The organism is Nocardioides aquaticus, assembly GCF_018459925.1.
Taxonomy (GTDB): domain Bacteria; phylum Actinomycetota; class Actinomycetes; order Propionibacteriales; family Nocardioidaceae; genus Nocardioides; species Nocardioides aquaticus.
The window spans coordinates 827,927-841,082 of record NZ_CP075371.1; the positions used below are offsets into that span (position 1 = coordinate 827,927).

General features: G+C 71.4%; 11 protein-coding genes and 1 pseudogene. 8 read left to right on the plus strand and 4 right to left on the minus strand.

Annotation, left to right across the window (positions count from 1 at the left end; genetic code table 11):
- Positions 1 to 23: 23 nt before the first annotated feature.
- Positions 24 to 1,475 (plus strand): tyrosine-protein kinase domain-containing protein, encoded by a 1,452-nt coding sequence (locus ENKNEFLB_RS04055; RefSeq protein WP_214058019.1) that lies wholly within the window; start codon positions 24 to 26, stop codon positions 1,473 to 1,475.
- A 677-nt stretch (positions 1,476 to 2,152) separates the two neighbouring features.
- Here the strand turns inward: ENKNEFLB_RS04055 and ENKNEFLB_RS04060 are convergent.
- Complete coding sequence (locus ENKNEFLB_RS04060) at positions 2,153 to 3,556, minus strand: sugar transferase (protein WP_214058020.1); 1,404 nt, start codon at positions 3,554 to 3,556, stop codon at positions 2,153 to 2,155.
- A gap of 329 nt (positions 3,557 to 3,885) precedes the next feature.
- On the opposite strand from ENKNEFLB_RS04060, the gene ENKNEFLB_RS04065 reads away from it, so the two are divergent.
- Entirely contained in the window at positions 3,886 to 4,377 is a 492-nt protein-coding gene (locus tag ENKNEFLB_RS04065; protein ID WP_214058021.1) for a hypothetical protein, read from the plus strand.
- Positions 4,378 to 4,409: 32 nt separating this feature from the next.
- Here ENKNEFLB_RS04065 and ENKNEFLB_RS04075 read toward each other — a convergent pair.
- A pseudogene (locus ENKNEFLB_RS04075) lies at positions 4,410 to 6,079 on the minus strand (sugar transferase).
- On the opposite strand from ENKNEFLB_RS04075, the gene ENKNEFLB_RS04080 reads away from it, so the two are divergent.
- The 4 genes from ENKNEFLB_RS04080 to ENKNEFLB_RS04095 are packed head-to-tail and all read left to right on the plus strand — an operon-like array spanning position 6,039 to position 9,445.
- Positions 6,039 to 6,962: an alpha/beta hydrolase gene (locus tag ENKNEFLB_RS04080; RefSeq protein ID WP_214058024.1), complete on the plus strand. Its 924-nt coding sequence runs from the start codon at positions 6,039 to 6,041 to the stop codon at positions 6,960 to 6,962. The pseudogene ENKNEFLB_RS04075 and the gene ENKNEFLB_RS04080 overlap by 41 nt on opposite strands.
- A 4-nt stretch (positions 6,963 to 6,966) precedes the next feature.
- Entirely contained in the window at positions 6,967 to 7,986 is a 1,020-nt protein-coding gene (locus ENKNEFLB_RS04085) for a glucosyl-3-phosphoglycerate synthase (protein ID WP_214058025.1), read from the plus strand.
- A gap of 23 nt (positions 7,987 to 8,009) precedes the next feature.
- Complete coding sequence (gene folP / locus ENKNEFLB_RS04090; protein ID WP_246535831.1) at positions 8,010 to 8,870, plus strand: dihydropteroate synthase; 861 nt, start codon at positions 8,010 to 8,012, stop codon at positions 8,868 to 8,870.
- Between the two features lie 59 nt (positions 8,871 to 8,929).
- Positions 8,930 to 9,445, plus strand: a complete 516-nt coding sequence (locus tag ENKNEFLB_RS04095) for a class III extradiol ring-cleavage dioxygenase family protein (RefSeq protein ID WP_246535832.1) — start codon at positions 8,930 to 8,932, stop codon at positions 9,443 to 9,445.
- A gap of 1,128 nt (positions 9,446 to 10,573) precedes the next feature.
- On the opposite strand, the gene ENKNEFLB_RS04100 is transcribed toward ENKNEFLB_RS04095, so the two are convergent.
- The gene (locus tag ENKNEFLB_RS04100) at positions 10,574 to 10,924 is read right to left on the minus strand and encodes a hypothetical protein (protein ID WP_214058027.1); all 351 of its coding nucleotides are present in this window, start codon (positions 10,922 to 10,924) and stop codon (positions 10,574 to 10,576) included.
- Between the two features lie 68 nt (positions 10,925 to 10,992).
- Between ENKNEFLB_RS04100 and ENKNEFLB_RS04105 the strand changes: the two genes are divergently transcribed.
- Entirely contained in the window at positions 10,993 to 11,607 is a 615-nt protein-coding gene (locus ENKNEFLB_RS04105; RefSeq protein WP_214058028.1) for a rhomboid family intramembrane serine protease, read from the plus strand.
- Positions 11,604 to 12,296 carry a dihydrofolate reductase family protein gene (locus tag ENKNEFLB_RS04110; RefSeq protein WP_214058029.1) on the plus strand — a complete coding sequence of 231 codons (693 nt, stop codon included), beginning with the start codon at positions 11,604 to 11,606 and terminating at the stop codon, positions 12,294 to 12,296. The genes ENKNEFLB_RS04105 and ENKNEFLB_RS04110 overlap by 4 nt, the downstream gene beginning before the upstream one ends.
- Before the next feature lie 5 nt (positions 12,297 to 12,301).
- Here ENKNEFLB_RS04110 and ENKNEFLB_RS04115 read toward each other — a convergent pair whose 3' ends face one another.
- Entirely contained in the window at positions 12,302 to 13,090 is a 789-nt protein-coding gene (locus ENKNEFLB_RS04115; RefSeq protein WP_214058030.1) for a DeoR/GlpR family DNA-binding transcription regulator, read from the minus strand.
- Positions 13,091 to 13,156: the final 66 nt, after the last annotated feature.

Sequence of the window (13,156 nt, forward strand, 5' to 3'; positions counted from 1 at the left end):
GCACGCGCTCAGATGGAGATCCCGTGGAACTCAAGGACTACTGGCTCACCATCCGACGGCGGTGGGTGCTCGTCCTGCTTACGTTCGTGGTCGTGCTCGGTGGTACGGCGGCCTTCACCGCGCTGACGACGCCGCTCTACTCCTCGCAGGTCTCGTTGTACGTGGGGGCGCAGTCGAGAGACATCAGCTCGGCGGCCACCGGCGGCCAGTTCACCTCGCAACAGATCGCCTCCTACGCCGAGATCGCTGCGCAGACCAGCACGGCCGAACAGGTCGCCGACGCCCTAGGCGGCCAGGTGGACGCCGAGACGATCGCCCGCGAGGTCGAGGCCACCGTCTCGCCCGAGACCACCAACCTCGTGCTGACCGTGACGGACCCGGACCCGACGCAGGCGCGGGACATCGCGGCCGCCTACGGCACCGTCGTCAGCAACCAGGTCGAGGCCCTCGAGACGCCCGTCGGCAGGGACACTCCGATCGTCGCGGTCACGGTCACGCAGTCCGCCGACGTGAATACGACCCCCGTCAGCCCGAACATCGTGCGGAACCTCGGGCTCGGCGCGGTGCTCGGCCTCCTGCTGGGAATCGGGCTTGCGGTCCTCCGGGATCTCCTGGACACCTCGGTGTCCTCGGTGGAGGACGTGCAGCAGGTGACCGCGGCGCCGATCCTGGGCCACATCAACTCCGACGCGGCGGCGGTGAAGAAGGACCCCGAGGTGGCGTTGCGTGAACCGACACCTTGGGCCGAGGCTTTCCGGGTGCTGCGGACGAACATGCAGTTCGTCGAGGTCGACCACGACAAGCGGATGTTCGTGATCTCCAGCCCGCTTCCGGGGGAGGGCAAGTCGACCACCACGGTCAACCTGGCGATCACCTTGGCCGCGGCGGGGCAGAGCGTCGCCCTGGTCGACTGCGACCTGCGTCGGCCCATGCTGGCCACCCGGCTCGGGGTCGATGGTGCGGTCGGCACCACCAGCGTGCTGATCGGACAGGTCAAGCTTGACGACGCCCTGCAGACCCTGGAGGGCTCCGGGGTGCAGGTGCTTGCCAGCGGGCCGGTGCCCCCCAACCCCTCGGAGCTGCTCCAGTCGCAGGCGATGGCCGAGCTGGTGACCGACCTGCGGGAGCGCTTCGACATCGTGCTGCTCGATGCCCCGCCCCTGCTGCCGGTCACCGACTCCGCGCTGCTGGCCGCGCAGGTCGACGGGTTGCTCCTGGTCACCCGGCACGGCAAGACCACCCGGGACCAACTCGCCCATGCGCTGGACCGGTTGGCCCAGGTCGATGCCAAGCCCGTCGGTGTCGTCATCAACATGGCGCCGGCGAAGAAGTCCGCCCGAGGTTATGGCTACGGGTACGGCTACGGGTACGGGCCCCAGCAGCCCGGTCAGGAGCCCTCGCGGTCCGACGCCCGCAAGGAGCGCAGGGCCGCGGCTCGTGCCGCCTCGACCCGGGGCAAGCGCATCAAGGCCTGACCCTGCCCCTCCACCGGTCCGGCCTGCCTGGGTCGGCCGGTGAGTCCCCGGGGTTGCTGGATGGGGCGGGCCGGTCTGCCCACGGACCGGGGCCCGCACGGGGTGTCGTTCCGCGCCAAGGCGGGCTGTCGTGTGGGGCTCTGCGAGAGGGCCCACCCAGATGCAACGAACCGCTGCTGGTGGTGGTGTGACGCGTCATGTGCTCGGCCCGATGCGTCGGCGCCGCTCCGCAAGCGCGGACCGAGTGCGCACGACGTACTGAGCCCGCACCCGGCGCATGACTTGATCGACCTTCGCAGGTCGGGCCTGTCGACGAAGCGACCCGCTGGAGTGGCTGGACCGTCAGGTCGAACGGCGTGCCGAGGTCAGCGGGGATCCTCCCGACCCCGGCGCCCTGCTCCGGCTGACCGCCTGCGTCCTGATCGAGGCTCACGACGAGCGGCAGGTTGCCGAGCGCCGCTCTCGTCCAGAAGGCTCCATGGCCCTGTTCGACCCGCCGGCCCCGACCATCAGCGCCAACGCGAAGTCCGGAGACCAGAGTAGATCGACGCCCCCGCCGCCGTTAAGCCATGGTTCGACCAGCAGAGCGCCACGCGCGGCTACTTCCAGCACGCTTCGGGACTTGATCGGACCGACGTACAGCCGGCGACTCGTGGTGGCCGTGTCCGGAGCCGGGCTCAGTAGGCCCCGCGAGATCCGAGGACGGCGCGGGCCGTGCGGGCGAGGATCGAGACGTCCTGCAGCATCGACCAGTTATCGACGTAGTAGAGGTCGAGACGGACGGCTTCCTCCAGGGTCAGGTCGCTACGGCCCGAGACCTGCCACAGACCTGTCATGCCGGGACGGACGTGGAGCCGGCGACTCATCGCGTGGTCGTACAACGCCACCTCCTTGGCCACCTGCGGGCGCGGGCCGACGAGGCTCATGTCGCCTCGCAGCACGTTGAAGAGCTGGGGGACCTCGTCGACCGAGAAGCGCCGTAGCCACCGGCCGGGGCGGGTGATCCGGGGGTCGCCCTTGACCTTGAAGAGCAGGGCGCTGGCGCCGGACTCGGTCTGCATGTCGGCGATAAGTCGGTCGGCGTCCGGCACCATCGTCCGGAACTTGAGGCAGGAGAACTCCTCACCGTGCCGGCCGATCCTAGGGTGCGAGAAGAGCAGGGGGCCGCCGTCGTGCAGCCGGATGCGCAGCGCCACGAACACCAGCAGGGGGCTGAAGGCGAGGATCAGCCCGAGACTGCCGAGGACGTCGAAGAGTCGCTTGCCCCAGCGAGACGCGTCCGACCAGGTCGGCGGATCGATGTGGATCAGCGGCAGGCCGCCGACGGGCCGGATGCCGACGCGCTCGCTGGAGATGTCGGTGACGCTGGGGGCGACTACGACCCCCACCTGCTGCTTCTCAAGGGTCCAGAACATGCTGCGCATCACGGTGGCCGAACCGGCGGACCCGCCGGCGAAGAAGATGATGTCGGCGCCCTGGTCCTGGGCGACCTCGGGAGCGTCGGTGGTGTTGCCGAGGACGGGCAACCCGGTGCTCGTCTCCTCGCCGAGGTCCCACTCGGGGGTGAGCGCGCCGATGACGTCGTATCCCAGCCAGCGCTCGCGGCCGAGGACCCGGGCCACGTCGTCGACGTGGGAGCGCGTGCCGGCGATCAGCACGCGGCGGGTCAGGGCGCCGCGGCGTCGAGCTGCGTGCAGCATCTTGCGGACGGTGTAGCGGCCGATGAGGACCAGCGGGACCCCGATCGCGTAGGCGAGCAGGAAGAAGCCCCGGGACAGCGGGTACTGGGCGACGTAGCACCCGACGGCGGTCAGTCCGGTGGCGACCAGACCGGCGTTCAGCACCCGCTTGTACTCGTCGGTGCCTGCGCCGAACACTTCCTGGCGGTAGCCGCCGAGGACCGCGATGGCGGCGACCCAGCCAAGCAGCATGACCGGGCCGACCATGCCCACCGACTCCCGGATCCCGCCGGCGGAGACGTCGAAGATGCTGAGCTCTTCGCGCCCGAGCACGGCGATGGTGCCGGCCACAGAGATCAGCGCGACGTCGAGCGCCAGGAGGGTGAGGGGCAGGAAACCCAAGGTCCGCCTAGCATGTGCCGACGCTGGGACCGCCTGCGCAGGCAGTCCGGAGAGCAGGGTCACGGCGTCAATCCTTCGTGTCGTCCGGCATGCGAGGCGCCCCTACGGCTCGACGGAAACCGCCCGTGGTATGGCGTCGTGACCACGCCGGGCAGGTCATGTCCCAGGTCGGGCTCGGGACGTCAGAACCGTAACGTCGCCCGTTCGCTGGCATGGCGAAACGTCGAGATCGGGTCGATCTGACGTGGATCTGACCAAGGCCGTCCAGACCGGTGCCGTGGAGCCGTAGGGTTCCCACGTCCGGACCGGCCAGTGAGAGGTTCCCCCTGATGAGACTCCCGTCATCCCGCACCCGCCGGGCGGTGTCCGCCCTCGGCCTGCTCGTCGTGCTCGGGACGACCGCGTCGGGGTGCAGCGGTGGTGCCGACCAGGAGCCGGCCGAGTCGCCCGTGACGTCGGCGTCATCCCCGCAAGGCGAAGTGCCGACGGAGGTCGAGCCGGACGGACTTCCGGTGGACTTCCCGCGGGACGAGGTCTCGGTCGTCGATGGCGAGATTGTCTCGGTCCAAGAGCCCACGGCGAAGAGCGGCGCCTACAACGTGCTGGTCTACGCCGGCGGAACCCCACGGCTCACGGTCGTCGAACAGGCGGTCGGACTGCTCGAGGACGTTGGGTGGTCACTCGAGACCACCATCGAGGGCAACCCCCCGGCGCCCCAGGTGCTGACGAAGTCAGACGGGGTCGCTCAGCGCGTCATCATCACGAACAGCGCCCCGGGTGACGAGTCGGCCATCGGGTACACCGTCCAGGTGCGGGACTGACCCAGGCGGTCGTCTGCCCCGTGGACCCCGGCTCAGTAGGCTCCGCGGCCACCGAGAACGGCGCGCGCGGTCTTGGCCAGGATCGTGAGGTCCTGGGCCATTGACCAATTGTCGACGTAGTAGAGGTCGAGGCGGATGGCTTCGTCCCACGACAGCTGTGAGCGGCCGGAGACCTGCCACAGGCCGGTCATGCCGGGGCGGACCCACATCCGGCGGGCTGCTCCAGCGTCGTACCCCTCGACCTCGCTGGGCAGCGGGGGCGGGGACCGATGAGGCTCATCTCGCCGCGCAGCACGTTGAGCAGCTGCGGCAGCTCGTCGATCGAGAGTCGACGGATCCAGCGACCGGGCCGGGTGATCCGCGGGTCATCGGCCATCTTGAACAGACCGCCGTCGAAGCCGACCTCGGCGTGGAGCTGGGCCAACCGCTGCTCGGCGTCCGTCACCATGCTGCGGACCTTGAAGCAGCCGAACTCACGTCCGTTGCGACCGACGCGGGTCTGCCGGAAGAGAATCGGGCCGCCGTCGTCGAGCTTGACCAGCAGCGCCACCGCAGTCAGCAGCGGGGCGAGCAGGAAAAGAAGCACGGAGGAACCGGCGATGTCGAAGGCGCGCTTGCCCCACCGGGAGGCGTCAGCCCAGGTCGGCGGATCGACGTGCACGAGCGGCATCCCTCCGACAGGGTGCACGCGGACACGCTCGCTGGAGATGTCGTTGATCGACGGGGCGAGCACGACGCCGACGCCGGCCCGCTCGAGAGCCCAAGAGGTGGCCCGCATGTCCCGCGCCGAGCCGGCTGCGCCACCGGCGAAGAAGGCGACGTCTACCTCGTGTTGAGCCGTCACGGTGGTCAGGTCCGCGGTGGTGCCGAGCACCGGCACCCCGGCGGGGGTCTCACTCATCGTGGTGCCAGCCGGCAGGACGGCACCGACCACGTGGTAGCCGAGCCAGGTGTCGCGCTGCAGCACCCGGGCGATGTCGTCGACGTGCGCGGCGTCGCCGCAGATGACGATCCGCTGGGCGTAGAGACCCTCGCGGCGGGCCCGGTGCAGCGCCCTGCGCAGTCCGAAGCGAACGACGAGCAGGCCGGGCAGGCCCACGCCGAAGAGGAGTAAGAAGAAGCCACGGGAGAGGTCGTAGTCGGTGACGTAACAGGCGAAGCCGAACGCTGCACCGGCATAGACGGTGGCGCGAGCCACCCGGCCGTACTCCTCGCTGCCGGCGCCCTGGACGTCGGAGCGGTAGCCGCCGACAAGCGCGATGGCCAGCATCCAGCCGACGAGCACGAGGGGCGCGACGAGGCTCAGGTCGCCGGTCACGGTGGTGGTCGCGCCGACCAGCCACCCGGCTTGACGGCCAAGAAGGGCGACGGCGCCGGCCAGGGCCACGACGACGGCGTCGCCGATCAGGGTCGGCAGGATCCAGGAGCGTGCTCCACGGATCCGGCGACGACCTTCGTACGCCGGTGCGAAGGTCGTGAGCGCCCGCGAATCGGCCGCGGCGTACTGCGTCATGTGCAAATCCCCCCGCAGGGCCCGTCGGGAGCGCGGCCCTGCAAGTCTGATTGAAGAGGTGATGACCGACCCGTAGGACGATTCGGCGCTGCGTTCCCCAAAACCGGGTAGCGACCAAGGTCCGGGGTCGGGCGGGCAGGATGGCCCCATGCCACTCGACCCCGGAACCCAGTCCCTGCTCGACCTCATCGCCGCCGCCGGCTACCCGCCCATGCACGAGGGCACCCCGACCACCGCTCGTCAGGCGATGCGGTCGATGACGGTCGACCTGGTCACCGACGAGACCCGGATCCCGGTCGGCGAGGTCACCGACATCGACGCCGGCGGCGTGCCCGCCCGGTTCTACCGGCCCGAGGGCGACGGCCCGTGGCCGACCCTGGTCTGGATCCACGGCGGTGGCTGGGTGATCGGTGACCTCGACACCTACGACCAGACCTGCCGCCGGTTCTGCCGCGACGGGGAGATGGCGGTGCTGTCGGTGGACTACCGGCTCGCTCCGGAAGCGCCGTTCCCGGCCGCGGTCGAGGACTCGATGACCGCGGTCCGCTGGGCGCTGGAGCACCGAGCCGAGCTCGGTGGCAGCGACCTGGTCGCGGTGGGCGGGGACAGCGCGGGCGGCAACCTCTCCGCCATCGCCGCGCAGGAGCTGCGCGACCAGCTGGCCGCTCAAGTGCTGATCTACCCCTCGACCGACATGGCCGGCGACTACCCATCGCGCGCTGAGAACGCCGAAGGCTACTTCCTCGACCTCGCCACGATGGTGTGGTTCTCCGGGCACTACCTGAGCGGCGGCGAGCGCCTCGACCTGGCCGACCCGCGGCTGTCGCCCATCGCCAGCGACGTCGCCGGTGTCGCACCGGCCGTCGTGGTCACGGCGGAGTACGACCCGCTCCGGGACGAGGGCGAGGCCTACGCCGACAAGCTCGCCGCGGCCGGCGTCAAGGTCGACCGCACTCGCTACGACGGCCTGGTGCACGGCTTCCTCGACATGGGCGCGATGAGCCCGGCCGCGGACGCCGCGCTCGGTGACATCATCGCGCTCACGAAGGCCCTGCTCGACCGGCTCGCCTGAGCCGGTGCGGGCGCTGCACGGGATCGCGACGCACGCCTGGGACGACTGGACCCTCGGTGACCTGCTCGCAGCGAAGGTCGCTGCAGGCACGACGGTGAGCCTCGTGGTGCCGGCGCGGAACGAGGCCGCGACGGTCGGAGACGTGGTGACGCGGGTGCGGGAGGCGCTGGTCGAGACGACCGCCCTGATCGACGAACTCATCGTCGTGGACTCCGACTCGACCGACACCACCTACGACGTCGCGACCGACGCCGGGGCGACCGTGCACCGCAGCGCCGAGATCCGCCCCGACCTCGGCTCGCATCCCGGCAAGGGCGAGGCGATGTGGAAGTCGCTGTTCGTCACCACCGGCGACCTGGTCGTCTTCATGGACGCCGACCTGCTCGACTGGGACACCCACTTCGTGCCGGGGTTGCTCGGGCCGTTGCTTCTCCCGTCGCCGGGTCTCGAGGCTTCGGGCCCGGCGGCCCTCGCACCTCGACCAGCGGCGTCCACGGAGGTCGAGGAGCGAGCGCAGCGAGCGTCACGAGACCCGGTGAGTCGAGTGGCCCTGGTCAAGGGGTTCTACGAGCGCCCCGGCGCCGACGGGCCCTGGGAGGGCGGCCGGGTGACCGAGCTGGTCGCCCGGCCGCTGATCGCGACATCGTTCCCCGAGCTGGGCGGGCTGGTGCAGCCGCTGGCGGGGGAGTGGGCCGCACGGCGCTCGCTGCTGGAACAGCTGTGGATGCCGACGGGGTACGCCATCGAGCTGGCCGCGCTGATCGACACCGTCCGGCTGGTGGGCACCGACGCGGTCGCCCAGGTAGACCTCGGCCGTCGCGCCCACCGGCACCAAGCGCTGCGCGATCTCGGCGGGATGTCGACCCAGATCGTCGCCGCCGCGCTCGCTCGCCTCGGGGCCCGGGAGGTCGGAGCGCCGGCGGTGCTGCGTCAGCACGGGCCGGGGCCGGGCGGGATGCTGACCAGTGACGACCGCGACGTGGTGACCGTGGAGCGTCCGCCGGCGGGCGGCGTGGGCGGGTAGGCGCGTCCGGCTAGGTTCACCACGTGCTCCGACTCGGCCGTCACGTCTTCACCGACGACACCACGCTGATGATGGCCATCGTCAACCGGACGCCCGACTCGTTCTACGACCGGGGGGCGACCTGGGCCGAGGACCGGGCCTTCGAGCGGGTCCAGCTCGTCGTCGAGCAGGGCGCGGAGATCGTCGACATCGGTGGCATCAAGGCGGCCCCCGGGGCCGAGGTCGACGCCACCGAGGAGAAGGCGCGGGTCGTCGACTTCGTGGGGCGGGTGCGCGAGGCGTACCCCTCGCTGGTGATCTCCGTGGACACCTGGCGCGCCGAGGTCGGCGACGCCGTGTGCCGGGCCGGCGCTGACGTGCTCAACGACGCCTGGAGCGGTGCAGATCCCGAGCTGGTCGACGTGGCTGCGACCCACGACGTCGCGCTTATCTGCACCCACACCGGGGGAGCGGTGCCGCGCACGCGTCCCTACCGGGTGGAGTACGACGACGTGGTCGCCGCGGCGATCGCCGACACCACGGCCTATGCCGAGCGGGCTCTGGCCGCCGGCGTTGCGCGGGAGTCGGTGGTGATCGATCCGGCGCACGACTTCGGCAAGAACACCTTCCACTCCCTCGAGCTGACTCGTCGCCTCGGCGAGATGGTCGACACCGGGTGGCCGGTGCTGGTGTCGTTGAGCAACAAGGACTTCGTCGGGGAGACCCTCGACAAGCCGGTGGGGGAGCGGTTGCTCGGCACGCTCGCCGCCACCGCGGTCTGCGCGACCGCGGGAGCCCGCATCTACCGGGTGCACGAGGTCGTCGAGACCCGCCAGGTCGTCGACATGGCCTGGAGCATCGCCGGGCGGCGGCTACCGGCGCGGGCGATCCGGGGGCTGCAGTGAACTCGGAGGTCGAGGAGCGAGCGCAGCGAGCGTCTCGAGACCCGGGCCGCATCGCGCTCGTGCCAGGCGCGCTCGCCCTGCTCCCCGAGTACGCCGGCCAGCAGGACCCCCTGGCTGAGCTTCGCGCCGCCTGTCGCGCCGCCGTGGCGTGGTTGTGCGAGCCGGGCGAGACGGTTGCGGTCCAGTGCGAGCACCAGAGCCTGCGGCTCGCGGAGCACCTGGTCGGCGAGGCCGGCGGGACCCTCCACCCGATCGACGACCGGCCCGCGCCGACGCTGGTGATCGGTAACGGGTCGGCCCGGCGTACCGAGAAGGCTCCGGGCCACCTCGACCCCCGCGCGGCGTCCTTCGATGCCGCGCTCGGCCGGGCCCTCACCTCGCCCGACCCGGCCGCGCTAGCCCGCCTCGACGGCACCCTTGCGCAGGAGCTCTGGGCCGACGTCGAGACGTTGCGGTGGCTCGGCGCCGAGGTCCTGACCGGCTCCGAGCGGGTCATGGTCGACTACGACGACGACCCGTACGGCGTGCAGTACTGGGTGCTGCGGTGGGAGCGCGACCAGGGCGTCGGCGGGTGACGGCTGTGCCGGAACCGTTGACAGGGTCGTCGCCCATCGCCACGCGTGCGGCCCGCCGTCCCAGGTAGAGCCCGCCACGGGGACGGCCGGCAGCACCAGCAGCATGCCGGTCGCGGGGGGCCGACGCGGCGCCGGGCTGTTTGAGTGGCGGCAGCGTGAGGGCGTCGGGTGGGAGGGGTGGGTGATCGCGGCCGACCCGCCGCAGGGTGGCGCGACGGAGGCGACGGTGCGGCAGTCGTGGGTGCCGGCGTCCTCGATTCGGCCCGTAGACGTCTGAGACCAATCCGGACGAGGGGTTGGTCCGAACCATCGTCGCGTGCTGCGGGTCGAGCCTCAGCCGGCGAGAGGGAGAACACTCATGGGGACTACCGGGGAACGACTCGCGCCCACGCTGATCAGCGTGGCGGTGACTGTTGGTTGCGCGTGCGGCGAGGAGAGCGTGTTCGACGAGCTCATGCTCGGAGCGGAGAACACGTGGCCTTGCAGTCACTGCGGTCGGCCCTTGTCGGTCTGGGTCGAGCGACCGGACGTGCGCTGCGATGGGGTGCGCTCCACCGACCGTTGAGGGTGGTCGGCCTGAAACGTAAGACGCCCCCGGCCCGTCATTGGGGGGGCGATGACCGGGGGCGCTGCCCCGTCCGCCAGATTTGGGGGTGGCTGACGGGACGCCAGGACCCTACCTGCCGCGGGCGATGGCCAAGCCGATGAGGATGCCGCCTAGGGCGGCGCCGAGGTGGGTCAGCAGAGAGAAGCCGCCGAGGGCGTACATATGGGTGCAGCGTGGGCCGGAACTCGGCAGGAGTCCGGGCCTAGCTGACGGCGCGGGCAGCCTCCTCGTAGACCCTCTCCATGCCAGCGACCATGGCCTCGAGCGAGAAGGCGCGGGGTCACCTCGAGCCTCGAGCGGCGGCTTTCGACACCAAGCTCGGCCGGTCGCTTGCCGCGCCCGACCCCGCCGCACTGGCCGGCCTCGACGGCACCCTCGCGCGGGAGGTCTGGGCTGACGTCGAATCGTTGCGGTGGCTCGGCGCCGAGGTCCTGACCGGCTCCGAGCGGGTCATGGTCGACTACGACGACGACCCGTACGGCGGCAGTACTGGGTGCTGCGGTGGGAGCGCGACCAGGGCGTCAGCGGGTGACGGCCGTGCCGGAACCGTCGACAGGGTCGTCGCCCATCACCACGCGTGCGGCCCACCGCCCCAGATAGAGCACCGCCACGGGGACGGCCAGCAGCACCAGCAGCAGCGGCGGCGCCCCGATCGCCACGGCGACGACCGAGACCAGCAGCAGCGCAGCCAGCATCACGGCGACGGCCTGCGTCTCGCGACGCCGGGTCGGCGCGGGAGCCCACCGGTCGAGGTCGCCCCGGAGATGGGGGAACCGGTCGTCGATACGTCGACGAAGGTCGTCGGCCATGGTGGTGTCCTCCCCGTCCGGGGTGTCCGGCCAGTCTCGCTCGGGTCCGAGGGCCGGGCTCATGACAGACGTCATCTCTGCCGGCGACGTGTGGGAGCGCCTGCTCTTCGCCCGCTGGATACCGTGACGGTGTGAGCCTCCACCAGACCCCGCAGCACCAGCGCACCCCCGACTGGGTGCGCGCCGCGATCTGGGCCGGCGGCTTCGTGGCGCTGCTGTGGGTGCTCGAAGGTGTCGACAAGGTGGCGTTCAACGAGTCCCTCGACGGCGAGGGCATCCGCCCCCGCAGCGAGGAAGGACTGCTGGGCATCCTGCTGGCGCCGTTCCTGCACGGCGGGTGGGGCCACCTGGTCGCCAACACGCTGCCTGCGCTCGTCCTGGGCTACCTCGTCCTGGCCTCCGGCATCGGCCGCGGCCTCGCCGCCACCGCGATCATCTGGCTGGTCAGCGGGGTCGGGGTGTGGGTGTTCTCCCCGTCGCTGTCGGTGACCGTCGGTGCCTCTGGCCTGATCTTCGGGTGGCTGGTCTACCTGCTCGTCCGTGGCTTCTTCACCCGGTCGGCCTGGGACATCATCCTCGGCCTCACGCTCTTCTTCCTCTACGGCGGCGTGCTGCTCGGGGTCCTGCCCGGCCAGCCCGGCATCTCCTGGCAGGCGCACCTGTTCGGTGCGGTCGGCGGCGGGATCGCCGCGATGATGCTGGCGGAGCGCCGCCCCTCGCAGCGGCAGCTCGAGTACTACGGGTGAGGCTGCTCCTGGGCCCTGACGCCCCCCGGGACGTCGCCGTCGACGACCTCGCCGGCCTGTACGCCCGCCCGGCCGACGCGCCCGACGGCCCGTGGATCCGCGCCTGCATGATCTCGTCCCTGGACGGCGCGGCCACCGGCCCCGACGGCCTCAGCGGCGGGCTCAACAACGAGCCCGACCACGCCGTCTTCGGCGCCCTCCGCGGTCTGGTCGACGCGGTCCTCGTCGGCGCCGGCACGGCGCGCGACGAGGGGTACGGCCCGGCTGACGTCCCGATCGTGCTGCTCAGTCGGGGCGGCCGCGTGCCCGACGGGCTGCGGGACGCCGAGCCCGGGCGGGTCGTCATGGTGGTGCCCGCCGGCGCCGAGCACCTCGGCGAGGCCGAGCAGGTGCTCGGCGCCGACAACGTATGGGTGGTGGGCGAGGACGAGATCGACTTCGCCGCCCTGCGCGACCGGATGACTGCGGCCGGATGGCGCGAGGTCACCTGCGAGGGAGGACCGACCACGTTGGCGGCCCTGCTGGCCGCAGGACTCATCGACGAGGTCGCAGCCACGGTGGTCCCGCGGGTCCTGGCCGGCGAGCACGCGCGGATGTCGATGGGTCCGGACGTCGACGTCGACCTGGACCTAATCTCGTTGCTCGAGCAGGACGGCACCCTGCTGGGACGGTGGCGCGTGCGCCGCTGAGCGACTCATCCGAGGTCGTCGCGACCAGCGACCGGGACCACGGTCAGGTTCACCTTCTGCTCCCGCAGCTGCCGCTGCTCGGCCACGGGTAACCCGTCATCGACCAGGACGTGGTCGAAGGCGGTGAGCGGCGCGAGGTGGTGCAGTCCGCGGCGGTCGAACTTGGAGGAGTCGACCAGCAGCACGCTGGTCTCAGCGGCTGCCATCATCGCCCGCTTCACCGCCACGGTCTCCTGGGACTGGTGGTAGCAGTGGCCGCGGCGCACTGCCGTGGTCGAGGAGATCAGGACGTCGGCGCGCAGGCTCGCGAGGGCCTCGACGGTGCGCAGCCCCAGGAACGCGTCGTAGGCGGCGAAGTAGGAGCCCCCGAGAGCGATCAGCTCCACCCCCGGCTCACCGGTGAGTCGGTTCACCAGGGGCAGGAAGTGCGTCACGACGGTCAGCGGCGCCCGCGCCGCCACCAGGTCGGCCATCGCCAGCGCAGTGGTGCTCTCGTCCATCAGCACCGCCTGACCAGGCTCGATGTGACGCACCGCCGCGCGGGCCAGGGCCTGTTTGGCCGCGGTCATCGTGCCGAGCCGGTGGCGCACGTCGCCGTGGTGCATCGAGGACGGCACCGCGGTCGCCCCGCCGCGGACCTTGCGGAGCCATCCGTGGCTCTGCAGGTCCTCGAGGTCGCGGTGGATGGTCATCGCGCTGACGCCGTGCTCGGCTGCGAGCGCGTCGATGCGGACGAAGCCGGCGTCGGCGACCCGGGCCCGGATCTGGTCCCGGCGGCTCCGGGGGCGGTCCATGCTCCCCTTCATCGCGGGCCACCCAGCCTTGCGCGGATGTGAGGCGAGATGTGATCACACACGTAC

What these genes read in the sequence shown, in the direction of transcription:
- ENKNEFLB_RS04115 (WP_214058030.1), bottom strand. Translation starts at nt 13,090, where the DNA reads ATGGACCGCCCCCGGAGCCGCCGGGACCAGATCCGGGCCCGGGTCGCC.
- ENKNEFLB_RS04100 (WP_214058027.1), bottom strand. Translation starts at nt 10,924, where the DNA reads ATGAGCCCGGCCCTCGGACCCGAGCGAGACTGGCCGGACACCCCGGAC.
- ENKNEFLB_RS04065 (WP_214058021.1), top strand. Translation starts at nt 3,886, where the DNA reads ATGAGACTCCCGTCATCCCGCACCCGCCGGGCGGTGTCCGCCCTCGGC.
- ENKNEFLB_RS04080 (WP_214058024.1), top strand. Translation starts at nt 6,039, where the DNA reads ATGCCACTCGACCCCGGAACCCAGTCCCTGCTCGACCTCATCGCCGCC.